The organism is Asticcacaulis sp. P2_B1, assembly GCF_056404915.1.
This window is the reverse complement of sequence record NZ_JBFUDD010000005.1, coordinates 134462-158768: the sequence shown is the minus strand read 5'-3', so window position 1 is coordinate 158768 and position 24307 is coordinate 134462. Positions and strand designations below refer to the sequence as shown.

At 56.0% G+C, this 24307-nt stretch carries 9 protein-coding genes; 1 reads left to right on the top strand and 8 read right to left on the bottom strand.

The genetic code is table 11. The features are described from left to right. The first annotated feature begins 471 nt into the window (after positions 1-471). Positions 472-1539 carry a phosphate ABC transporter substrate-binding protein PstS gene (gene pstS / locus AC1DX3_RS14045; protein ID WP_476989935.1) on the top strand — a complete coding sequence of 356 codons (1068 nt, stop codon included), beginning with the start codon at positions 472-474 and terminating at the stop codon, positions 1537-1539. A gap of 157 nt (positions 1540-1696) precedes the next feature. Here pstS and AC1DX3_RS14040 read toward each other — a convergent pair whose 3' ends face one another. The 8 genes from AC1DX3_RS14040 to AC1DX3_RS14005 form a co-directional block, all read right to left on the bottom strand. Beyond that, positions 1697-12172: a calcium-binding protein gene (locus tag AC1DX3_RS14040; protein WP_476989934.1), complete on the bottom strand. Its 10476-nt coding sequence runs from the start codon at positions 12170-12172 to the stop codon at positions 1697-1699. Between the two features lie 461 nt (positions 12173-12633). Further along, a complete protein-coding gene (locus AC1DX3_RS14035; protein WP_476989933.1) occupies positions 12634-14085 on the bottom strand; it encodes a hypothetical protein in 1452 nt (483 codons plus the stop codon). Between the two features lie 256 nt (positions 14086-14341). After that, positions 14342-14743: an SRPBCC family protein gene (locus tag AC1DX3_RS14030; RefSeq protein WP_476989932.1), complete on the bottom strand. Its 402-nt coding sequence runs from the start codon at positions 14741-14743 to the stop codon at positions 14342-14344. 548 nt (positions 14744-15291) lie between these two features. Beyond that, a complete protein-coding gene (locus AC1DX3_RS14025; RefSeq protein WP_476989931.1) occupies positions 15292-19590 on the bottom strand; it encodes a peptidoglycan D,D-transpeptidase FtsI family protein in 4299 nt (1432 codons plus the stop codon). Position 19591: 1 nt separating this feature from the next. Next, a complete protein-coding gene (locus AC1DX3_RS14020) occupies positions 19592-20677 on the bottom strand; it encodes an AAA family ATPase (protein WP_476989930.1) in 1086 nt (361 codons plus the stop codon). Between the two features lie 7 nt (positions 20678-20684). After that, the gene (locus tag AC1DX3_RS14015; RefSeq protein WP_476989929.1) at positions 20685-22115 is read right to left on the bottom strand and encodes a toll/interleukin-1 receptor domain-containing protein; all 1431 of its coding nucleotides are present in this window, start codon (positions 22113-22115) and stop codon (positions 20685-20687) included. Between the two features lie 660 nt (positions 22116-22775). Beyond that, a complete protein-coding gene (locus AC1DX3_RS14010) occupies positions 22776-23651 on the bottom strand; it encodes a DUF4231 domain-containing protein (RefSeq protein WP_476989928.1) in 876 nt (291 codons plus the stop codon). A 262-nt stretch (positions 23652-23913) separates the two neighbouring features. Further along, positions 23914-24153 (bottom strand): hypothetical protein, encoded by a 240-nt coding sequence (locus AC1DX3_RS14005; RefSeq protein ID WP_476989927.1) that lies wholly within the window; start codon positions 24151-24153, stop codon positions 23914-23916. Positions 24154-24307: the final 154 nt, after the last annotated feature.

The following is a 24307-nucleotide window of genomic DNA, read 5'->3' as shown; positions in this document are numbered from 1 at the left end:
TTCCTCCAGATTTTTATGGAGCGCACGTGGCTGTACGCATCTTGAGGCCATTTGTAAGACAATATGATTTAATTGCCAAATAGTTTTAATTTTTCTGCCTTAAATGTGAAATATGTGTTGGTTTTGATACAGACCAAAATGAACCAACCCAGACCACGGAACCGGGCAAAATCGTCTAAATTCCGCATTAAACTATTGAATATATTGAATACTTACAGTAATAGAAATCGATTTCAACGCCCGACGCGCGTCATCCGCACCGGATACGCACCGGTAAAAACCTGCCCTTACGGCACCTTAAATCACATTACTCACAAAAACCCGGACAAATTAAAGCCGATTAAATATTCCAACCTGGCCCCGCATGACCCAGCCCCCGCTTATCCACATCACCTCTTTATCTAGCCTTCACGCAACCGTCATGATAACGGGCTGTGATAGATATCGAACCCTTTGATTCAGGAGCCCCCCATGCTTAAGCGATCCTTTGTTCTGGCCATGATGGTCGTGCTGAGTGGCTGCGGCCAGCACCCGTCGGGCGGCACATCCGCCTCGGTGACCGCGTCCGGCGGCATTTCCGGCGCCGGCGCCACCTTCCCCGCCCCGCTCTACGCGGCCTGGGCCGGCGACTATCAAAAGGCCACCGGCGTCACCCTGAACTATCAGGCCATCGGCTCCGGCGGCGGCATCAAGCAGATCGAGGCCGGCACGGTCGATTTCGGCGCCAGCGACAAGCCGCTGAAGGTCGAGGACCTGGACAAGAACGGCCTGTATCAATTCCCGGCGGTCATGGGCGGCATCGTGCCCATCGTCAACCTGCCCGGCATTACCTCAGGCCAGATAAAGCTCTCCGGCCCGCTGCTGGCCGACATTTTTCTCGGCAAAGTGACAACCTGGAACGATCCGGCGATCGCCGCGCTCAACCCGGGCGTCAAGCTGCCGGCCCTGCCGGTCTCCGTCGTCCACCGCTCCGACGGCTCGGGCACCTCCTTCCTGTTCACCACCTACCTGACCGGCGAATCCCCCGCCTGGTCGTCCGCCGTCGGCGCCTCCGACGCCGTCGAGTGGCCGACCGGCCTGGGCGGCAAGGGCAATGACGGCGTTGCGGCCGTGGTCAAACAAACCGTCGGCGCCATCGGCTATGTCGAATACGCCTATGCCCGCAAGAACGGCGGCACCTATGCCCTGCTGAAGAACAAGGCCGGCCAGTTCCCCGAACCGGGCGGCGCTTCCTTCGCCGCCGCCGCCGAAAGCGCCGACTGGAACAAGGCGCCGGGCAATTACATGCTGTTGCTCGATCAACCGGGCGCCGGCGCCTGGCCGCTGACCGGCGCGACCTTCATCCTGGTCCACAAGGACCAGAAGGACGCCGCCAAGGGCAAGGCCGTGCTGCAATTCTTCGATTGGGCCTATAAGACAGGCGACGCCACCGCCTCCGGCCTCGACTATGTCGCCATGCCGGACACGGTGAAGACCATGGTCCGCGGCCAATGGTCGGGCATCACCGCGAACGGCCAGCCGGTCCTCCCAGCCAGCTAACAAGCCCCGTTACACCGCTGCTTCAGGCCCTGGCGACACCGTCCAGGGCCTTTTTCATGGCTTCCGCCCGGGCGCTCATCGCCGCGTCGTCATCAAGCCTTGATCGACCGTCCCGAACAGCAGCGCCTCCCACAAGAAGCGCCGCTGCCCGATCCACCTATATGAAATGGAAGTCGCTAGCCTGAAGGTTCGCCAGGGTGATGCCGGCCAGGGTCAGCGTATTGTTCGCATCGAACGTAATGACGACATTCGCGCCGACCTGAGCCGAAGCGGCCTGAACCGCCGCATAGTTGGCAAAGACCGAGGTGCTGAACTCGATCGCATCGCCCTGGCTGTGGGAGAAGTCGCTGATCGTGTCCTTCCCGAACCCTGTCATGAAGTCGAAATAATCGACACCGCTGCCACCGGTGAGCGTGTCATTGCCGGCGCCGCCCAATATAAAGTCGTTGCCGGAGCCGCCATTGATCGTATCATTGCCGGCATCGCCGTCGATCTTGTCGGCCCCCGAGGTCGCAGTAATGCTGTCATTACCGGTGGTGCCACGGAACCAGGCCGCGGCGGCCAGCTGGGTACTGGTCCAGCTCGTGCCGTCATTGAACTGCACGGTTTCCACGCCCCAGCCGGAGCCGAAGAGCTGCGTGTCGAGGATGATCGAACCGCTCTGGCCGGCAAAGGTCAGGGTGAGGTGATCCCCGGTCGTGCGCGTGACGAGCAGGTTGGAAGTCGTGATACCGGCGCCCAGGACAAGCGTGTCGGAATAGCTGGTACCCGGGCCTTCATAGATCCGGTCGGCGCCGTCCCCCAGATTGTAGATATAAGTATCATTGCCGCCATAGCCGTACAGGTTGTCGTTGCCGAGGCCGCCCTGGATCGTATCGGCGACTTCGTCGAAAGCATAGACGATGTCGTTCCCCGAGGTCTGGGCTTGGCTGAGATAGGCCGCCCGCATGTTCGACAATCCCCAGGTGGTGCCGTCATTGAACTGGAACTGCTCAAGCCCGTAACCCGAAGAGTCGAACTGGTAGGTCAGGCTGACCGATCCGCTTTGGCCGGCGACCGTAAGAACGGCTCCCGTCCGGCCCGCGCGCGCGATCAGAAGGTTGGCCGTCGTGATACCGGCTCCCAGGACCAGCTTGTCGGTATCGGCATAGGACGACGACTCGATAATGGTGTCGACGCCGTCGCCAAGGTTATATTGATAGGTATCGTTGCCGCTGCCGCCGTTGAGCGTGTCGTTGCCAAGACCGCCCTGCAGCGTGTCGGCAAAACTGTCGAAGCCGAAAATAGTATCGTTACCGGATGTCTGGATCTGGGCGAGATAGGCAGTCTTGATGTCGCTGACGGTCCAGACCGTGCCGTTGTTGAAGGCGATTTCCTCGATTCCGTTGGTGTAGGTCAGGAAGAACTGATTGTTGACCGTGACGGAGCCGGACTGCCCGGCGACGCTCAGGGTCAGGCCGGTCAAGGCCGTCCTCCCGAGCACCAGGTTCGACGTCGTGATGCCGCTGCCGAGGGTGAGGCGGTCGGTACCGGACGAAGAATCTTCGTAAATCGTGTCGGCGCCGTCCCCGAGATTATAGATGTAAGTATCGCTGCCGCTGTAGCCGTACAATATGTCGGTGCCAAGCCCGCCTTGCAGTGTGTCGTTGATATTGTTGAAGCCGCGGATCGTATCATTGCCGGTTGTCTGCGCTCCGGCCAGATAAGCCGCGCGCATGTCTGAAACACCCCAAAGCGTGCCGTCATTGAACTGAATCTGTTCGATGCCAAAACCCGTCGTGTCGAAAAACTGCGAGTCGAGGATGATCGATCCACTCTGACCGGTGAAGGTAATCGTGGCGCCTTCCGATCCGGAACGGGAAAAGAAGATGTTCGACGTCGTCAGTCCCGCGCCCAGGATCAGGCGATCGACGTCGGTCGAGGTCGCGCTTTCCGTGATGCGGTCGGCACCGTCGCCCAGATTATAGTAGTACCAGTCGTTGCCGCTGTTGCCGGACATCGTATCGTTGCCAAGGCCGCCACCGAGGAAGTCGTTCTGGTTGGAGACGCCACTGATCGTGTCGTTGCCCGTGGTGCCGCGTGACATGGCGTAATTGTAGAGCAGGTCCGCGCCCGACCACACCGTGCCGTTGCCGAACTGAACCTGTTCGAAACCATAACCGGCGCTCGCGACGTTCAGCTGGTTGTCGAGCGTTATCACCGCGCTTTGAGCCGTGAAGTTCAAGGTCAGGCTGCTGCCCGACCGTGTATAGGTCAGGCCGGACGCATTGAGCCCGCTGCCGAGGACCAGGATGTCCGTATCGCCGGAATTGGCGCCTTCATAAAGCGTATCACTGCCATTGCCCGTAGCGTAATTATAGGTGTCGGAACCCGTGCCGCCATAGATGGAGTCGTTGCCGTTGCCGCCGCTGAAGCCGTCATTGACACTGTCGAAGCCCCAGATGGTGTCGTTGCCCGCAGTCTGAGCCTGCGACAGATAGGCCGAACGCATATCAGCAAGGGACCAAACCGTTCCCGTGCTGAACTGGACCTGCTCGATCCCCCAGCCGCCGGCCTTGAACTGGCTGTCGAGCGTGACTGAGCCCGACTGGCCGCTGACGGTCAGAACGGCGCCTGTCAGGCCCGACCGAGCGATCAGCAGGTTGGCCGTCGTGATGCCGGCGCCGAAGATGATCTTGTCGGTGTCGGAGACGTACGCGTCTTCATAGATCGTGTCGGCGCCGTCACCCAGGCTGTAAACATAGGCATCCGATTGCGACAGGCCCTTGAGGATATCGTTGCCGAGCCCTCCCTCCATGCGATCGATCGCGATCGTGCCGATCAGGGTGTCATTGCCGGAAGTCGCCTGTGTCCGGTTGGCCAGGGCGGTAACCTCTGTCACGCCATAGGTCAGGCCCGTCGAGAAGGTGAAATTCTCCACCTGGGAATAGGAAATGTAGAAGTAGTCCTTGACCGTGATCTTGTCCGTCGTGCCCAGGACGTTGACCACAAGATCATTGCCCGTCTTGGTAAAGGTGATGTCGAGCGCCGAGATATCGCTGTCGAAGGCGACCGTATCGGCCTGATCCTCATAGACCGTGTCGACACCTTCGTAGATGGTGTCGGCGCCGTCACCGCGGCCGAAATGATAGGTGTCGGCGCCACCATAGCCATAGATGGTGTCATTGCCCGCGCCGGCATCGAAGCTGTCCGCGGTGAAATATCCCCGCACGGTGTCATTGCCCGATGTTTGGCTCTGCGCGATGAGCGTGGTCCGTATCGACGCATCGGTCCAGGCGGTGCCGTCGGCAAAATAGACATGCTCGACATCGGTCCAGCTTGGGAACCAAACCGCATGACTGAACTGATCCTTGACGCGGACCTGGTCGGTCGTGCCGCTAAACCCGATGATCAGGTCGTCGCCACTGCGCGACAAGATCGCATTCGCGGCGCTGATGCCTTCACCGAAGACGATGGAGTCATCATCAGGCGTACCCACATTGCCGACGGACTCCTCGATGACGTCTTGACCAAAACCGACCGAGAAGTGGTAGACGTCGGAACCGTCGCCACCGAGAAGCCGGTCATTGCCCAGATCGCCATCCAATAGGTCGGCATGGTTGGTGCCCGTGATCGTGTCATCGCCGGTTGTCGCCTGGTTGCCGACGGCCAAATCGGCGACTTCCAGACTCGTCAGGGTCGTCCCATCCGCGAATGTAAAGTTTTCGACCTTGGCGTAGGTCGAGCCGAACTGGTCCTTGATGGTCAAGGTGTCGGAGGCGCCATTGATGGAAATCAGCAGATCGTTGCCGACCTTGACAAAGAGAATATCGGCGACCGCAACCCCGGACTTGAAGCTGATCGTGTCGGCATAGTCTTCATAGACCGTGTCGACACTTTCCATAATCCTGTCCTGACCCGAGCCCCGCCCGAACAGGTAGGTGTCGCCACCGCCCAGTCCCTTCAAGAGGTCATTGCCCGCGCCGCCGTCGATCGTGTCGGCGCCATAGAAGCCGATGACCGTGTCGTTGCCGGCCGTCTCGGATTCCGCCAGCACGCGCGTCCGCAGATAGGTCATGTCCCAGGTCGTCCCGTCGGCGAACTGGATCGTTTCGACGTCGTTCCATCCGTTGAACCAGGCGGCGTGACCGAATTCGCCCGTCAAGGTCACCTGGTCGCTCGCCCCGGCAAAGCCGATCGTGAGATCATCGCCATTGCGTGTCAGGACCGTGTTGGACGCCAGCAGGCCGGCCCCGAACGTCACGACGTCATTGTCGTCATAGGTGACGTACAAAACCGATTCAGCGATCGTGTCCTGGCCGAAACCGGCATTGAAGACATAGGTATCCGACCCGTCACCACCGCGCATAAGGTCGTTGCCGGCGCCGCCCTCGATCGTGTCATTGGTATAAAAGCCATCGATCGTGTCGTTACCGGACGTCTCGTGCTGGGCAATATAGAGTTGACGCAATCCGCCGGTCGTCAGGCTCGTGCCATCGGCAAAGGTGAAATGCTCGATCTCGTTGAGGCGGACATTAATCGTCGTGTAGTCGAACTGCCCCTTGATGGTCAGGCTGTCACCGCCCGTTCCGACGGTGATCACCAGATCTTCCAGATCCCCACTCGCGCGGGTGAGATGGATATCGGCCTGAGTGACCCCAGCCTTGAAGGCGATCGTATCTTCGTTTTCCGCCAGGACGTTAGCCAGGTAGTCAATGACCGTATCGTGGCCGTCGCCGATCCCGAAGCGATAGGTGTCGGAGCCGGTATCGCCTTCCAGCAGGTCGTCCCCGGCGCCGGCGTCGAACTCATCGTCGAAATGGGTTCCGAGAATATGATCATTGCCTGAGGTCTGAGCCTCGGCGATGACGGTCCGCATGATGTCGCGCCAGTGCAGGGTCGTGCCGTCGGTAAAGCTGAAATTTTCAACGAGGTTGAAGTTGACCACGCCGAAGACACCGGTCTCGGTAAATTCGTACTGATCCTGGATACGTATGGATCCGCCGCCATTGTTGAGCGTGGCGATCAGGTCCGCGCCATCGCGCGAGAAGGTGACATCCGCCGCCGTAATGCCGTTGCCGAATTGCAGGGTATCGGTCATTCCGCCGAGAATATTGTCGGCAGACTCCAGGATCGTGTCACTGCCGTCGCCGCGGTTGAAAATATAGACGTCGTTCTCATTGCCGCCGGAAACGAAGTCGTTGCCCAGTCCGCCCGCGAGGACATCCTCGCGGTCGAAGCCATAGAGGCCGTCACTACCGTCTGTCTCATACGTGGCGATCAACGCCTCGCAGATATCATCGGCGGTCAGGTTGCCGCCGTCCTCGAAGGTGAAGAACTCGATCTGGTCAGAATAGATGGTGCCGAAGACCAAAGTATAGGTCGCGGCGAACTGGCCCAGGATCGTTACGTCGCCGCCGTCGGCGAGGTGCAGGGTGACATCATCCGAAGCACCGTCGCGGGAATAGGTCAGTTCGTCCATGCTGACGCCCGACCTGAAGGTCAGGATATCGAAGGCGGGACGGAAAGGATTATCCTCAAGATCGTCGACGGTATCGTGGCCGTAGCCATGGCCGAAGACATAGATGTCGCCGTCGCCATAGCCCTGAAGGAGATCATTGCCGGCGCCGCCATCCATGAAGTCGTTATCCATGGTGCCGGTAACGGTCGTCGATCCGGCGTCTGGATGCGACGCCGCCCGCGCCATATCGATCTCGTCCCACACCGTACCGTCGGCAAAGACGATCGTCGCAATGCCGACATCGGGCCAATAACCGGCCCCCATGGGTCCGGCCCATTCGCCGGAGAACTGGCCCTGGATGCGCAGGACATTGTCGCCCGCTATGGTCGTGATGACGAGATCGGTTCCCTCACGGACGACGGTAATATCGTCAGGCGTCAACTCCGTGAACCGTACAACGTCCTCCTCGCTCGGGCGAAGTGCGCCCTCGTAGTCATTGATGACGTCATGACCAAAGTTATGGCCGACGATATAGTTGTCGAGCCCCTCGCCGCCCAGCGCTGTTTGATCACCGCCATTCAGGTAGAAGATGTCATGGTCAGCCGAACCGGTCATCGTACCGGTGCCCGTGACGAAAATGTCGGGATCAAGCCCCAGCCCCTCGACAGCCGTCAGGTAATCGAAACCCGGTGCCGCCGCTTCAAAAGCCGCTGTAATATTTTGCGCCAGGAAGCCGTTCGAATTGATCGCGCCATTGCCCCGGTCGTAATCCGCTACGACCGCATCGAGCAGCGGATTCCACGAACGCAGCCACATCAACGGATTGGCTTCACTATCCGCCATGGCGATCAGATGGGTGAATGTCGGTATTAACTGACGATCGCCCGTTGCATGGAACTTGTTGTCGGCGACGTCATAGACCAGGTCGGTAAACACGGAGGAGAAAGTATCCGATTGAACGGCGATGCGCGCCGCCAGCAGGTTCATCTGCGCCTGCAATGACGTCGCCATATCGCTCAGGACCTCCAGCGCGTCGTCAAAGTTTTCCGGCATGTCGTCCGGGCGTATCCCCAGATCCTCTCCATTGAAGCGCGACAGGAAGGCCAGATCGCCGGCCGTCAACAGATCGAGGCCGTATTGGAAGGTTTCATCGTCACCGGTCGCCAGCGCCTTCAGGGCGGACAAAGACTCGGACGCGTAGTCACGGCTGACGGATGAGAGAATTGTGCCGTCACTATAGGTGTAGATCGTCCCGTAGGTATCGGCGGAGTATTGGTGATGGTATGTGACATGATCGATCGATACCGGGTCCCCCAAAGTCGGAAAGAGACCGTTGAAATCGCCGATCAGGTCATTGTCCGTCGTCAGGGTGAACAGCGATCCCGACGCCATGGCGGCCGTGATGACGCGGTGGGTATGCCCATTCCCATCGGGGGTTTCGATCGTATTCACATCCCACGAATAGTCGACGACATCACTCCCGCGCCGCAGAATCGTCAGGTCGCTGTAAGCGGGCGTAGTAAGGACGGTCCCGTGAACGACGGCGCCACTGGCGTCGCGGAGCGGCGAGCCTTCAGCCCAGGCCTGCAACAGCGGCCGGACGGCGTCCCGCAAATGCGCCATGTCGCGCAAGTCAAAATCGAGCGCCGCCAGCGTCTGGTCGACCCCGGCAATACTGCCGGGCTCATAGCTCATGGCCTGGCGCAGGCTGACCAGCGTGCCAAAACCCTTCAATTCAGGTCTTTCCGCCGCAGCCGCTGAGATAGCGATGGCCGGGCCCTGGTAGGTCGAATTGTAGTTGTCGAGCCGCAGTACGGCCTCGCCCAGGGAGCCGGTCGTTCCATCACTCCGCACAAAGCTGGAGGTCCCGGTAATCAGGTTCCCTGAAACCATCTGGCTTGTTGCGGTCGCGGTGACATTCAAGCCGACGATTTCGTAGTCCGACAGCGACTTCAATTCTCCAGCCTGGCTCACCCCGTCCTGGTTCAAGTCCTGCCATATTTGCAGGTCGGCGAAGCTGTCCGTCGCATCGATCGTGCCGTCACCGTTAAAATCGGCCAGGCCATTATCCGACGCGTTGACGACGCCGTCGTGATTAGCGTCCAGCGTCGCCAGAACGGAAAAACCGCTGACTGTGCCGCCGAACAATTCCCGGGCGTCGCCGATTTTTCCATCCTTGCCGATATCGCGCACCAACATGCCGTCATCGCGGCCGACCCAGCCGGAGTGCTCCTTGTAAAGATCCGTGTCGACGTCAAAACTTGTGGCCGCAATCGACAACTGATTGAGATCGAAGCCGTCGCCGTCAAGGTCAAGCACAAGCGGATCTTGCCCCAGACACTTTCCGGTCTGGGTCTTGTACAGCTTCAGCCCAACCTGCAGGGTTCCCACCAACGTCCCCATGCCGGGAACAATATCGAGCAGCCGAGTGGCCGTCATCTTGAATTCAAACAGGGTAATACCGCCTGCCCCGGTATAGGTTTCCGCGTCATAAGAACCGCCCCAGCCCAGGACGAACATCTGATTGTCCTGGCCGGAGGGGCCGGCCGACAGTCCGACCACGGAAATGACCAGATCGCCGTGATCGGATAGGGCAACTTTCAACATGCCGCCGCGAGACAAGGCATAGACGCTGTCCGACATCATATTCCGGGCGGCGCCGAAGAACTGACCGCCAGCGACTGTAACCCTGTCCTCGTCCGACAAATCCTTGATGGCGGTGTGAGCATTGAAATATATGACATCCGCTCCCTTCCCCACTTCGATGGTCGTACCCGCGCCGACCGCATAGACGACATCGTCCCCATCGCCGAGAAACACCTCGAGGTTCTTCGACGACCTATCCTGATAGATATCGCCGTATTTCGTGCCGACGACCGTTTCGAAATGGTTGAAATGGAACGAGTCGCCAAAACGCACATCGCGCCCGTAGACCGCGCCACCCGAGCGAAAGTCGACCGCGTCCGTCATGTATGAAAAATCGAGGACGTCACCGGCCTCGCTGTCCTGATCCCCGCCGTTGAGCGTCAATCCCTCGCCGCTCGCATCCAGGGTGAACACCGTGACGTTGTCGTCATGGCGGCTTAATGTGACCCGTTCGACTCCGTATAACCGGTCATTGTTTCCCGTGCCGTCCTGGTTGAACATATTATACTGCGCGGTAATAAAGCCGCTCAGTCCGCTGGCGACCGAGGTCAGGTAGATGACCTCGTCCGTGCCCGCTCCCCCGGTGAACACGTCCTTGCCGGCGCCGCCGATGAACATGTCGTTACCGTCGCCGCCGGCCAGTATATTGTTCCCGTCACCGCCGGATATAGCGTCGTCGCCTCTGCCCCCCATAACAAAATCATTGCTGGCGGACCCACTGATGATGTCGTCGTTGTCGGTGAAGATCGATACGATCAGATCATTGCCCTCGCCTTCGCTCTCTGGGAGGACGGCCGTAACGGCGTCCCGGGCTGTGCTGATATCGACGTGCTTGACGATATTTGTCGAGGTAGTTCCGTAAAGCCAGGCAAACGTGGCGGCGACTATCTCCGCACCATCCGTCCCATAATAGGTAAAGGCTGAGTTTATAAGGGTTTCGCGGCCATATATATGGTTGTCCGGATTCGAGCCCGCCTTTTTGTTGCTCCACTTGGCGTCCGAAAGATCCACCGTAAGCAGATGCGCGTCCGGATCGAATGTCAGGACGCCTTCCAGGACATCGCTGCCCTCGGTGACCATAATATCGCCCCAGGCCAGCTGACCGGCGAATTGCGCGATCATCTGGCCGAGCGATGGGGCAACGTCTTTAAGCGTTTGATTATGGTCGAACAGCCCCTGATCCTTCAGGACGACGCCCAATTCATCCGCGTCGTTGAGCAGCGCCTTTATGGCGGTATTGCCGTACGGCAACTTGCTCGAATCGGCGCTTTCAATGGCCGAAGACGATATCATCCGCAGAAGCTGGTCGCCTTCGGGCACGAAACCCGTATAGGTGCCGGGCTGCGCGGCGGGGGCGGTGCCGTCGGCGTTTTTATCCTGCACCGTCAATCCGACAGCCTTGCCCACCTCGTTATTGAACAAGGCGTTCAACACCGCGTTCACCGACGCATGGCTCGAATGCCAGTCGGTATGGTCATGACGCTGCGAATATTCGAGAAACACCGCAACGGCCGCGCTGTGGCGGTCGATCGGGTTCATATTTTCCCACCCGAAGTCCGAGAGCTCCTGGTCCTTCACCAACAGGTTCGTGAACGCGAACAAGCCGGCATAGGCCGTACCGACGACCATCAAGGCCGCGCCAACGGGAACCAGAATGGGCGCCAGGAGCGGGGCAACGCCCACCCCCACGCTGGCCGTCAACCAGCCCGCGACGGCGCCCAATTCCGGCAACAAGCCCGTGCGCAAAAATTGCAGGACTTCGCCGTCGGTATGGAAGGCCTGCACCCCGCCCCAATCGGGCAGCTGAGGCATATTTCCCGAAAAGATCAACTCGGCGACCGCCGCCCCAAGCGCCGCCGGGGTTGCCCCCGGTATCGCCGCCAGGACTGCGGCCAGGGCCGCCTCGGGAGCGGTATCCGTTACGCCAAGGGCGAGGCGTGCCGACTCGGTCTGACTGATACGATTGACGATTTCGTCAATGTAGGTCACCGCGACGGCGAGCTGATACGGCATATTGTCGGTGACGATGGCGTTCCCGTGGCTGATCGCGGCCACGATGCCCGCCAGCCCGCCGCCCAGGGAATGCCCTGTGAACACGATATTGGACGGCGCCTGATCGAAGGCGTCGATACCGGCATATGTCGCCCGCTCTTCCGCGGTCAGCGAGCTGTCATGCGCCAGGTGGTTGAGGACGTCCTCATAAAACTTGATCGCCAGGCTGGTTTGGTTATTGGCGATGACGCCACCGCCGATCAGCCAGCCATTGAAAATATCATTGGTTTTGATCGTTTCGGGGTTCGAGAAGTTGAGGTTGTCGGTCCCGCGATAGTCGATGACGACCCGCCCGTCCGTCAGCCGATAAGCAATCGCGTGAAATGAGTGCTGCTGTTCATCAACCATGTCGGAAACATAAATGATGGTCGCGTCACCGACCTGGGTTCCGATGGTGTCGTCCCCGTCGGCAAAGACGCCCTGGTTCATGGTTCGATTGTAAACGTCCATGGACAGTATGGACAGAAACAGCGCGTCATCCGATACGTCAGTCATAGTCACCCTCTATAAGATCAGAATATTGCAGATGAAGCGCCCTGGCTTCGCTGGATTGGAGTGCAAAATTCACCTTGGAGGAGACCGCCTACCCAACTACTGACAAACGGCTAAACCGCGCCGCCTTGACGCAGTTGCCCGGCAACACCCATCTTCACCGTCCTCGCGAGCCATACGGGTCCGCAAAGGCGTAAAACTACAGGCACGCCGGCGGCCGCATAAGCCGTCACGTTTTTGGTATTTCAGGATGTGCGGATGCGAATTGCGAGTACGGTGACCCGCGCCTCTCCCCCAGATGATTCAAGCTAGGGGTGCAGTAAAGCAAAGAAACGCGCTCCCGGCTACCGCAAAATTCAACTCTACAGAATAATTTTTTACGACAGGTTGAGGCGCCCCGGCGGTCGATCGGACCGCCTTCGACCACCCGCCGCGCCCGCCCGTGCGGTGCCGTTCGTTACAGGTCAGCTGCTCGACGGGCCGTACCACACGAACTCATAGGCCTTTCCGCGCACAGGTGAGGTGGCATTGCTGAGAACGCTGATGGCCTCAGCCATCGTGGACTCGGTGGCCGGCCAGGCTTCCCCGTCCTTCCCCATGGCCGCGCGCAATTTCGGCCACCTGCCGGCTAAATCCGCGACCAGATAGTTTCCGACGACTTCCAGCTGTATTTTCCGCACCGCTTCGTCCGCGTGCAATTTCGCGAGTTGCGCATTGGAAGCGTCAACCTTGTGCACCATATCGATATAATCCAGGCATTTCTGATCAAGCTTCTGGGAGGCATCGACGTCGGCCTGAGCGGCATCCATAGCCTTGGTGTCTGTATTGAGGATCCTAGCAATACCTTCAGCCCTGATATAGTTATGGGTGTTCGCATCGGCCGGCACCAGGGTCGGCTTCACCTGGCGCAGGCGTACCACACACGTCATCTCGAACTCATCGAAATTGAAGGTTTCATCGACAATGTGTTCGACGCTGCCGGCGACAGCGGCCAACGACGCCGGATCGGCCATCTGCTCGGACTTACCCGCGATCGCGTTGCCGCCGGCGCCCGATGTCGCCGTCATGCCGAGCGCGGATTTTTCCCGCAAACTGGTGAGCTTTACGACCTCGGCATTGGCCTTCTGCAGGGCATCGGCGGCATCGGTCATTTTCGTTTTGGCCGTCGTGCATTTCAGCCATGCCGCTTTTTCGTCCGTCGTGCGCCCCGTCGCCGTATAGTAGCTTTCTTCGCATTTATTCGGATCGGCCGCTACCAAAGCCTTATACGCCGTGTCCTCCGTATGGCTCGCTTCCTCCGCCCTGGCGGCAGCGCCCTGTGCCGCCTCATACCACCGCTGCACCGCCTCGGGATCGTTGTAAACCGCACTGGCGCCGCCAGAGATCAAGGCCACAGGCTGCGGCCGCACGGTACGGGTCAGTTGCTCGATGGCCAGGACGGACACGATCATGCGCTGATCGCGCGCCGCCTGGATCATCAATTCCGTTTCATCGATCGATCCGTTGAGATAGCGTTCGCAAGTATTGAACATCGCCTCGCGCAACACATTGACCGTCTGAGTCCGCTCGAAACTCGAAGCCGTCTCGCTCATCGCCAGGGCGGCGCGCGCGCGAAGTTCCGGATCCTGGCTCTTCAATCCGGCCAGCCCCAGATCCCCGCTGCTGCCCATGCTGAGCGCGGCGAACGCGTCGGGCGCCGGTTCCGAGCAGTAGCGGCGATAAACCTGGGTCTTGCGCCCGAAATTGTCGGTCTTGCGCGTTCGGCTGGACAAGATGGCGCGCTGCTTGGCGTCCATGGTGACGATATGACCGGAAGGCGTGATCAAGCTGTCGTCGCGATAAACCGACAAAAGATTGCCGCAACCGGTCAAGGTGAGCGCAGCCAGGCCGGCCGCGGCCAGTCGGATAAATGTCATGATGGCCCCCGTTTGGCGGCCCCATTGGCGCCGCTCAGCCTATGTGAAAACGCATGCAACAAACGCCAAACTACGCACACTCAGGAATGCCCGCCAAAATTGCACGACACACAGACCATTGTCAACTAAAACTGGCACCAAGCCGACTTTCCCGTTTGCGGCAATCGCCGCCAACTCAAGCCCCCCGACACGTCGAGGCGCTGCCGAGTGTGGGGTTCTTTCTTCAACCCGACGCCCACATCGTCATCCCCCACATTCACCCCCTGGCCACACCGTCCAGGGCCTTTTTCATAGTCTCCGCCCCGGCGCTCATAGCCGCTTCGATAGCCGGCGCGACCTCATCCGGCAGAAAGTCGGCGATCCACACCACCCGCGCCCCGCCTTCATGCGCCACCACCTGGGCCGAAGCATTATAGTGCGTCGTCCGCCCGCCCTCCGAAGACCACACCAACCGCCTGGCCTCATCGTCCAGGGTAACGATCGGCTCCCGCGCCACCATGCCGTTGGCGAAGGTAACCACCCGTGCCCCAGGCTCCAGCTTCGTGTCGACAACGAACCCCGGCACCAGGCGCGTGTGCAAAGCGCCCATGTCCCGCACGGCGTCCCACGCCTGCTCAACCGTGGCAGCCGTGTCGATGGTCTTGCAGATCGTGGCCATGGCAAAATCTCCTTCGCTTCACCCGCTCAGCCTGATCCCCTAGCCATGATTAACAAAATAGGCCCGCCTTTGCGCCGGCGCCAGTATGATCCGGCTGCCACCTTGCCCGCTGGCATAATAACTGCCCGGCGTGTTGAGCGCGCGATTGATATCCGAAAAGATGCGCGCCTCCTCCGCTGTCTCGCGATAACCCGATCGATCGAGGAAACTGCAAATGTCGAAAAGGTGCTGCAGCGCGTGGTGCAACACACCGACAGCGAATACAATACCGTCAAGTGTTTGCGATAGGACTTCGCGATCGATGCCGAGGCGCCGGACAAGGGCTGGGTGATTGTGCCGGCGCGCTTGTGAACAATGAACTCGGCCGGCTGCGTTATTGCGGTGAATACAGCGACCGCTTCTGTGCGGTATCACGCCGACGGCTCGCGGAAGGCGTTTAAGAAGTATGAGTGGGCGAGTTGAATACCGGTTATCTACAAGATGCAGCGTAGGACCGTTGCGTGGACCATACAATTGATATTCTGCTAACGAAGACCTTACAATCTATACTAGCATCCGTCGGATTCGGGACTTTGATCCGTTACTTCAGTACCAACTTTGTCTTCTTTGCGCTCTACCCCAAGAAAGGGTGCAATTCGATGAATGACGCGACCAGCCACCGGCGCGGCAACGACTCCACCCAAGCATTGGCCACCATTTAGGTTATTGCCTTTCGGCGAGTCGAACATTATCTGTACAAGATAACGATCACCGTCCATAGGTCCGTCCGTAGGGAAGACGGCGGCGAAGGAGGAGATCAGGGCTGTCGGATCATAACCACCATTGGCTGACGGCTTTTGCGCTGAGCCGGTCTTGCCGCCGACACGTAGACCCGGAACGTTGGCACGACCGCCGGTGCCTTTCAAGACGTTGCTGCGCATCAAGTCCAGCATTTCCCGCGACGTTACCACTGAGAAAACACGGTCACAAGCTAGGGGTGTGCGGCTGTCGTACTTCTTGATTGTTAGCCGCCGCAGGCAACCACCGTTCAGGACTGCGCCGGCCGCTTCGGCGTAGGACAATGGCGTGATCGCCATGCCTTGGCCGAAGGCGCTGCTTGCCACGGCCTCGTCGGTCCACTGCCTGGGCAGCAGAGGTGAGGCCGACTCGGCCAGTTCGATGTCAGCAGAGCGGAATAGGCCCAGGGCTTTGTAATATCCAGTCATCGGCCCGATACCGGCATTCAGCGCGACGCGCGAGGTGCCGATATTTGAGGATTGGATGAAAACGTCTTCCAAGGTCATGACTGGGTGCTTGGAATGCATGTCACGGACCTGGCGATTGCCGATCTGTAGAGGCTCGCTGACGTCGTAGTTCGAGTTCAGCGAGGCTGTGCCGGTGTCGAGGCCGCTGGCGATCGAGATGACCTTGAAGATAGAACCGACTTCATAGCGGTCGACCGCGGCATGGTTGCGTTTGATGGCATCGCTGTAGGCACCGGGGTGGTTCAGATCGAAATCGGGCCACGATGCCATGGCCAGAACCTCGCCAGTGCGGACATTGGTGATGATACCGACGGCAGCCTGCGCATGTTTTTCTTGCGCAACAACTCGCAATTCGTTCTCGAGAACTCCCTGGACGCGCAGGTCCATGGCTACCTGCACGGGTTCGTCATGGATGGCGCCGCTGACGATTTGGTTCTGCAAAGCGAGTTCTGCGCCCGACATGCCTTCGCCGAACCGCTTTGTCATGCCGATATACGAAGCGCCAGTGACGCCCAGTGGGTAGTCGCGAACGTGCAGAGGCTCGAAGCTAACGCCCGGAAGGCCATAGTTGAGAATGCGGTCGCGCATGGCGGCCGTAAGATTGCCGGTTAATAACATTCGTACCCCAGGTTTAAACGCCTTGTCGATCTGTTCGCCTGTCAGATTGGGAAATATTCGACTTAGTGCCATTTGGACGAACGGCCTGTCGGCCGCCGTCATATCGCTGGGATCTACGAAAAGGTTGTACACGTTGACATCGGCCGCCAAAAGTTGACCATGGCGGTCGACAATTTTCGCACGAGCGTTGGGATCACCGATCATAGCGGCGATCTGGGCCGATGATCCGGACAGCGAGGCGCGCCCCGCGAACACCGCCACTATGATAAAAGCACAACTCAGGCCCACCAGAACAGCGAACAGCCGCATGCGTGCCCCCTCGCTCTTAGCCCTGGCTGCATTGGCACGTACAAAAGCGTGTTCAACGTTCCATATGCCGTCGGCAAGGAATTGAAACCCGACTTGGCCCCAGTCAAAAAGGGCACCTGCGATGGCCTTGCCCAATACAAGGCTACAAAGCGCAAGGCTACAGGCACCAATTGTGGCCCAAATTGCTAAGGTGAGTAATAAGGCAGGGGAAAGTGACATCCCATCCAAAGCTTGAAGTGCATTTGCAGTCGCGATCGCCAGCACCAATCCGCCGACCAACCATAGCGCTTGCTTCGGTCGCGATAAACGCTTCCAGATAGAAACGCCCAGTAAATTCTGCAGCTTTTTGCTCGCTTTTAAAGCTGTTACATCGAACCAGCGCGAAGATCTTGTCACGAAGCGAACAAATTGACGATCTGCGTAAGCATTATGGCGACCGTCAAGTCCAAAGGTAAGTCTGACATTCATCCCGCCATCAATTTCGCTGTCAGACACCTGATCGAGCATATCTGCCAGTCGAATTCGAAGTACCGTTGCGTCTTGGGCGTCAATTTTCTTGATCAGACGTTCACGAAGCCATTCTGGCATCTCTCCCGCCCTCATCCAAGGCAGCGAGGAAAGCATGACAGAGCGAGAATCGGTATTAATTGGAAGCCCCGCTTCATCTAACAAGCTGCTTCCGAGCGCATGGGTTACATCCCATTGTATCGATGGATATATTGCGCACGCCCTGAACCATCGAAGGCCATGGTAACCAAGATATCTATAGAGATCGCGGTCGAGCGTGGAAAGGACTTCTACATCAGGAGCATCGACATCAAACCAGACTGTAGCGCCTGTACGCCGCCATATTGGTAGTCTGTCTACGGATGCTTGTGGAGGTTTTGCATCTTCGTAGACGTACAGGTTCGGAAGATCCGCGATTCCCGCCAAACTAAGATCCGACAAGGGTAGACCCATTTGTCCAGCAAGTGCGACTTCATCCGATCCCCATTGATCGCGAGTAATAGATGGAATAAAGGACGCCCGCTGCCATTGCCGAATTAAATTTTTCCAGACGAATCTATTTTTACCGCTGGAGGTAATTATCTCTCGAGCGTCACCAATAACTACCAATCGACGTTCATTTTCACTTCCTGCCACACCGGACAATGGCTCCAAAGGTATTCCGATATCTGGCCGCACACGGTCCGGCCAATTTTCGAAAAGCATTGAAATAATGTCAACTTGCTCATTTTTAAGTTTAGACAGAAGTGATTGAAGTTCCCTGACGAGATGATCCGATTTTGACTGGCAATCTATCAAGAATAAATATGATGGATATCTACTTTCTTTTTGTAATATGGGTGTGAATAGTCCACATGCGCGCGCCGTTGCCCTAACTGTATCTTGAATATTAACCCCTTCAAACCCATGTATAGGTTGCAAAAGTGCTTGTGCTGCCGAACGAATAGCTTTATTTTTTATATTACTGCTATTCCTTGAAGGCAAATAAAGATCTACTAGAGAGGAGTTTTGTTGTGCTCGACGTCGCTCCAAAAAACCTCTCAAATCTAAGCTCGCACGCAACCACATTGCAATGCCGGCCAAAATTGCGGAGAATGCTCCCAGTGCGGGAACGGCGCGCCGAAGAAATGCCCAAGGTCCGTGGCGACCGTCAAAACCCGTTTGTGACGGCGCAAGATATTGAATATTCAATTGTCTATTTTGAGAAAGTGCCTGTGCCTGCAACAATCGAATAATTTGCCGGTCCGTAAACTCTTGTGCTTTTGGAGCAAGAGTGCGTACCCAATGCGTCACTTGCGCTGGCGACCAAGAATGCTCCTTTGTATCTGACAATAGCCACAATAACGGGGATATTCCTGAAGGCGACTTTTTGCTGAGTGCTGCTAATATCAGACCTTCACTTGCAGCATCATGAGAATGAGTCGCGTAGTCAGCAACTTCCATCGCAGCTGAATCAATATCTGTAGAATTGCCCGTAGAAATGATTTGTAGAAGTTGTTTATCGAGGCCCCCATTCGACAAATCTATCGGACTGTCCGGAGCTAGATTCAAATGATTAGCGACATTTTCAGGCTTTTGATCAAAAACTCGGTTTTCCCATAGTTCGCGCACTGTTGGCGCGTCGCCATAGGATTTAATTGTCATTAGTAGTGCTGATTTGACTTTAGCTACGCTAGCAACAGGACCGTCACCAACCCTATAAAAACTAAGAGCATGCGTAATCTGGTCTGAGTTCTCCTCATAGAGGGTTTCCTTTATATTCTCTATATACAAATTCAATCCCGATAATATTACACTGATGAATGTTACTATCGCTGTAGCAATCACAAATACGGATAAAATTTTGAAAAAATTTGCAGGAACATCTCGCGAGACGTTCATTATTTGATGCCACAAAGATTCCTTCATTGCAGCGTCGGTATCGATCGCGGTTTCGAACTGCGCCCTTGAGAGACGCCCCAAGATATTCTGGACTAGTAAATAATCCTCCGGGTTCGTTGCCAAAATCGGAGGCAAATAACTTGAAAGAATATTTGGATTCGAGATATCCGCCCCACACGCCGCCAATTCACTTAGAAGTGTCAAGCATCTCAAGCGAATGTCGAGTCCGAAGAAAAACCCTTCATTCTCCAATTTATCAAATATTACCTTCGCCCCAGCCCTATGCATGCTATGGTCTTCCCGACCATCCCATTATCAAGCTTGATACGCGGTCCACGTCATTTTGGGATTTAGCTAACACGCCTATACCACGTAGTATGATCTCGCGTTGGCCCGATATGACGACATTCGGATCCGCCCCCATGCAAGCAACAATTTGTATAAATTGGATTAATTCTGAGACACCCGGATCTTTGTCGAGTACTTTCGCAGCCCGAGTGGCCTCGTAAAAAGCGCTAATATCGCGCAGTAGGGGCGAGCCGGCCGCTAAGACTCCATTTAGGCGTGACGATAATATTTCTTCCAACTCTGGACCAGCGGGATAGGTCAAATGCGTAAATACGCAGCGTCTTAAAAAAGCATCTGGCAGGGGCCTCTCCGAATTTGTCGTTATTATCACGATCGGGCGCAAAGCCGATACTGGACGCGGCGTTTCAATTCCTCCCAACTCAAGTATTTTGAAGGTCAGATTTTCAATTTCGTCTAGCAAATCATTCGGAAAATCTCGCGGGGCTTTATCAATTTCGTCTATTAAGACTACCGTTTGCTGGGCCTCTTTAGCCCGAAGCCTTTTGAGTGTTGAAATACGATTGTCTGACAACCCCTTATCCTTAGAAGTATCGAAAACTGAGGTTGGTAGAAATTGTACACGGTCTTTAAGCGGCAGCGCCAAAAGTATCGCAAGCCCCAAAGGAGAGTATTGTATATATTCTCTGACATCGGCAGCTGCTTTCGCCTGGCTGGCTCTGAAATGTTGAACCGCGTCATATGTGTAAAGTAAATCTTGAGCTCTGCTTGTAGATTTACAAACAAATTTGAGCGGTTGGTCTCGACCAAGCTCATGCGCAATAGCAAATGCCAGTTGCGTCTTTCCAGAACCCGGCTCCCCCGAAACAAGGATTGCGCTTCGTAAAACAAGTGCGACATTAACTGCGGCAATGGTTGATCCGCCCGAAAGCCCCCCCAAACGGTAACCTTCAGGCGCCGTTTGCGCAAGCAACACCTGATCCGACATGACGTGATTCTTGATTACTACTCGTTCTTTTCGTTTTTGGCCATTACCACGAAAAAAATCAAAAAATAGATTCTGTGTCATTAATTCTCTATTCAATGCCTGCCGATTGCAGTATCGGCCTAGAAAGTTTTACCCACTCCTGCATGGGCAGCCCATTGCGCCCGTTGTCGGACAAGGAAAACAAAAGCATTAGCTTTTCCGATATCTCTTCACGCCATCCTTCGCTTTTAGTTTTGAATAAATCGTCGTCTGCAATCCATTCTGAAACGCATTGACGCGTAATTGGCCTTAGTCGCGGCAGAAAATGTAAGTCTATATTTAAGTAATTTTTCCGGAATTTACCCGGCGACAAGTCAACTGGCACATGCATTGCGCTCCTAATAAATCTGGACACCCACCCACCTTTCGATTTACTTGAACTTGGATACTTAACAAGTAGTACTGGAATTAATAAAAAATGTCGCGGTGAATTTATTGTGTCGAATTCGGTGTCGTTCCAGAAATTGGCCCAAGAATCTATCGCATCGAATATTCCGGTTACACTATAGTCTTCAGAATTAATTCTTGACACTATCAAACGCGTAGTATCGTCAGCTTTCAAAGACTGTAAAATGTTATTTTTTAATATAGGCAGTGAATTCCAATCTTCCACGCTGTCAATTTGGCGGGCTGATTGCAAGTGCTCCAGTATATTATGAGCCATGCATAGTTGGAATTGCACCTTCTCTTTGTTTGCAATCATCGGCCATCGCAGAAATATCACGCTTGCAGTGGTGCCACTGTGGCGAAATATGGGTTGGGAGGCGACAATTCGGCGCGGAAAGTTGACAGTCGTGAAACGCTGAACTGCCTCGTTTGCAGGCCCGTAGATAACAAATACCGGCGGGCGAGACACATTGCTAAATGCCGCCAAAGCAGCGTCACGTTGTACGGCGCGATCCGCCAGATACGGAGTATCATAATCACCATCCGAAGTTCCCTGAGGTACGCGGACAGCGGCTTTGACTGAAAACTTCTCGATGTGAGATTTAAGTGCAGTGATGAGGAGTTCTACATTTTCGACGCCTTGGGAAGTAAGTTGATAGCGTCCTTTGTCAGCAGCCGAAACCGTTACAGAAAATGCACTTATACCGTTTGTAAATTGCTGCTCATGAACAATATCTCGGCTATTTAAAATCGCCGAATAAAGAAGAAAATCGTCTCCACGCTGCCCTTTCTGTGATTGTGCGAAACCGCATTCCTTTGCAACATACAATGATTTACGCGCGTGAGCTGAAGGGAACACAATGAACGCGCAGGCTGATGAAATCGCCTCATTAATTTTGTCCCCAAATCTATCCCCATGCCCAATTATTCCTTCAAATAGTGTCTTATCCAAATTTATTGAAGAAAGGTACGGCTTGTCGAACCATATCGGCAATCCCGCGTCCAACAGCGCTATTAAAACCGGCCGTATACGTGCATTGTCCGCCGAAGCATGCGAAATAAAGACAAACGGTCTGTTGAATTTTTTACGCATTCGACTTGCTGGAATCCCCTGTTTGCCGCTTACTGGTATCTTTTTTTTACATTTTTACAACCGATAAATGCAATATAAACGCCAGGTCTAAAAATAACTAACGGTCTTGCTTCCGTCAACCAGATTACGATTGGTCCAGAACGGCAATCAGGTCCGGCCGAATTTCTCAGAGATTTGTTTGCCCGATTTCCGTAATGCCACAAACGTCCTCTCACCCCACTACCTATATAGTATGGACCTGTATTCCGGCGGTGAGCGCGCCACTTCAGGCTTGACGGGTGAGACCGCCGCGATCTGGTCGATGGCGAAATCCGACTTCCCCGGCCCCGTAGCACGTAAACCGCATGCCCCCTTGACCGTTCGCCTGCCTCCGCAGCTATCGCTTGAATTCAAGGATGCACAGTGACGTCAATACCAGCCCGTTCGAGATTTTCGAATGTCGCCGACACCCACCGGCAGCATGGGTAGAAAGGCGATAACTTGGCTAAGGGCACGGACGACGCGCCATCCGAGCCATAATAGATCTGCCATGGGAGCACTTCAAAGAGTTCAAGAAAAAGTCCACCTCCAATGATTACCTTTTCCTCCTCAACTACAAACGTAAGATCAGAGAAAAACTTCCGGAATATTCATTTCCGCGGTAACCTTCCAAAGGCCTCTTCAGCTGCTTTGCCTGGCAACCCACTGCGTATGCTCGCGGGAAAAAGCCAACTCAGCATCGTTAACGAAATCCGAAAAGTCCTTTTCGGTCTGGATGGCATCTGAGCGCGTCTGAATCAGACCGATCTCGTGGGCGGTCAACGAATAGGCGGACGACAACTCATTGAACTTCTTTATTTGAACCCAGCCTATCAACGCCGACGCAACGACGAGGGCAGGCTCCGTCGGCCAAATGGTCAGATAGCTACTAAAGTTGATCCGAAACAATGCCATTGCGACAGCCGCTAATTGAATGACGATGATGAGCCACACATGACCGTTGAATTTACTGCGGTTGGCCTTCGCCTTAGCTAGGTACCATTTCTTTTGCTCTTCGATCCGATGGGTGAGGTAGTAGCCCAACCGGTCCTTGAGGTTGAGATTCCTGGCATCCAGCATCGCCTTAGTGATCTGCTCTCCCTCCATTGAATGTCGGCTTATAGCTTGGCGAACATGAGCGTTGTCGTCCAAAACCGCTCTGCACCTTACGCCGAAAGCTTGGCGCACCTCTTTTATTGGCAGGTCGAACGAAAATGGCTCGGCATTCATCATGAAGCGCCAAGTCAGCGTTTTGAATGATTCCGCCAACGCTCGGCATCCGTACCAATCCTTCTCCGGCTTAGTAATCGACACGAACGCGAGCAGAAGGGTGGAGGTTAAGATCAATCCAGCGTAGGTAGACAAGACAAGAGCAGACGTGCCGGGCCCCAATGCCACGACACCTGAAAGGAACAGTAGGGCAAACTGCCCAAGCACGCCCCGGAAAAAATGCCGTTGAGCTAAATTGGACGCATTGTCCGCTGTGCGAAAAAGAACGGGATAATCAGTATCTTTCACGAAGCCGCCCCTCTATGATGATGACAACACGCCGCTTACTTTGATAGTGCACATCACCGCTTTCGGCAATCGCCTTCAGACGCGAGTTTGGATGCGATACGTATCCATTTACCTGCGTCAACGCAGTCGCACACTCAAACTCTCAAATCGTCCCTTCAGATTTCGGTGATGCCATGCCAATTGTCGAACTAATCGGCTGCGTTCGTTTGAAATAAACAATGGGTGGGGACCTCAAAAATTGATGACCTGCGGCCCATCCCCATCACGGGTGGTTGGAAAACGTATTGGCGACATGCATGAAGAGCAAAATAATCACCGCGAAGCCTGCCCATGCCATAAGGCCATAGTCCGGCTTGATGGGATAGAGGTACAAAGCCAGTTTTGCCGTGCCGAAAGCCAGCGCGCCGGCGACGGCGGTGATCAGCCACCCTTGCCATGTGCACGGCGCCAGAAAGTCTTCCGAGCGTTCAACGGGCTTTTGGCTTAGCAGAGAGCGCAGCATGGCCCCCTGCGACGGCAGCCCCAGTGGCTTAAACCAAACTCTTTTGCGTTTGTTCATAGGCGCGCCAATGAAATTGCCACCCGTATTTTAAGGCGATCCGGATAGGCGGGCCGTGTCCGGCGGCAATGGCCGCGACGGTCAACGCACCCTGCCC

Bases quoted from the DNA above. Each gene is read 5' to 3' on its own strand.
- pstS (WP_476989935.1), top strand. From the start codon at position 472: ATGCTTAAGCGATCCTTTGTTCTGGCCATGATGGTCGTGCTGAGTGGC.
- AC1DX3_RS14040 (WP_476989934.1), bottom strand. From the start codon at position 12,172: ATGACTGACGTATCGGATGACGCGCTGTTTCTGTCCATACTGTCCATG.
- AC1DX3_RS14035 (WP_476989933.1), bottom strand. From the start codon at position 14,085: ATGACATTTATCCGACTGGCCGCGGCCGGCCTGGCTGCGCTCACCTTG.
- AC1DX3_RS14030 (WP_476989932.1), bottom strand. From the start codon at position 14,743: ATGGCCACGATCTGCAAGACCATCGACACGGCTGCCACGGTTGAGCAG.
- AC1DX3_RS14025 (WP_476989931.1), bottom strand. From the start codon at position 19,590: ATGCATAGGGCTGGGGCGAAGGTAATATTTGATAAATTGGAGAATGAA.
- AC1DX3_RS14020 (WP_476989930.1), bottom strand. From the start codon at position 20,677: ATGACACAGAATCTATTTTTTGATTTTTTTCGTGGTAATGGCCAAAAA.
- AC1DX3_RS14015 (WP_476989929.1), bottom strand. From the start codon at position 22,115: ATGCGTAAAAAATTCAACAGACCGTTTGTCTTTATTTCGCATGCTTCG.
- AC1DX3_RS14005 (WP_476989927.1), bottom strand. From the start codon at position 24,153: ATGCTGCGCTCTCTGCTAAGCCAAAAGCCCGTTGAACGCTCGGAAGAC.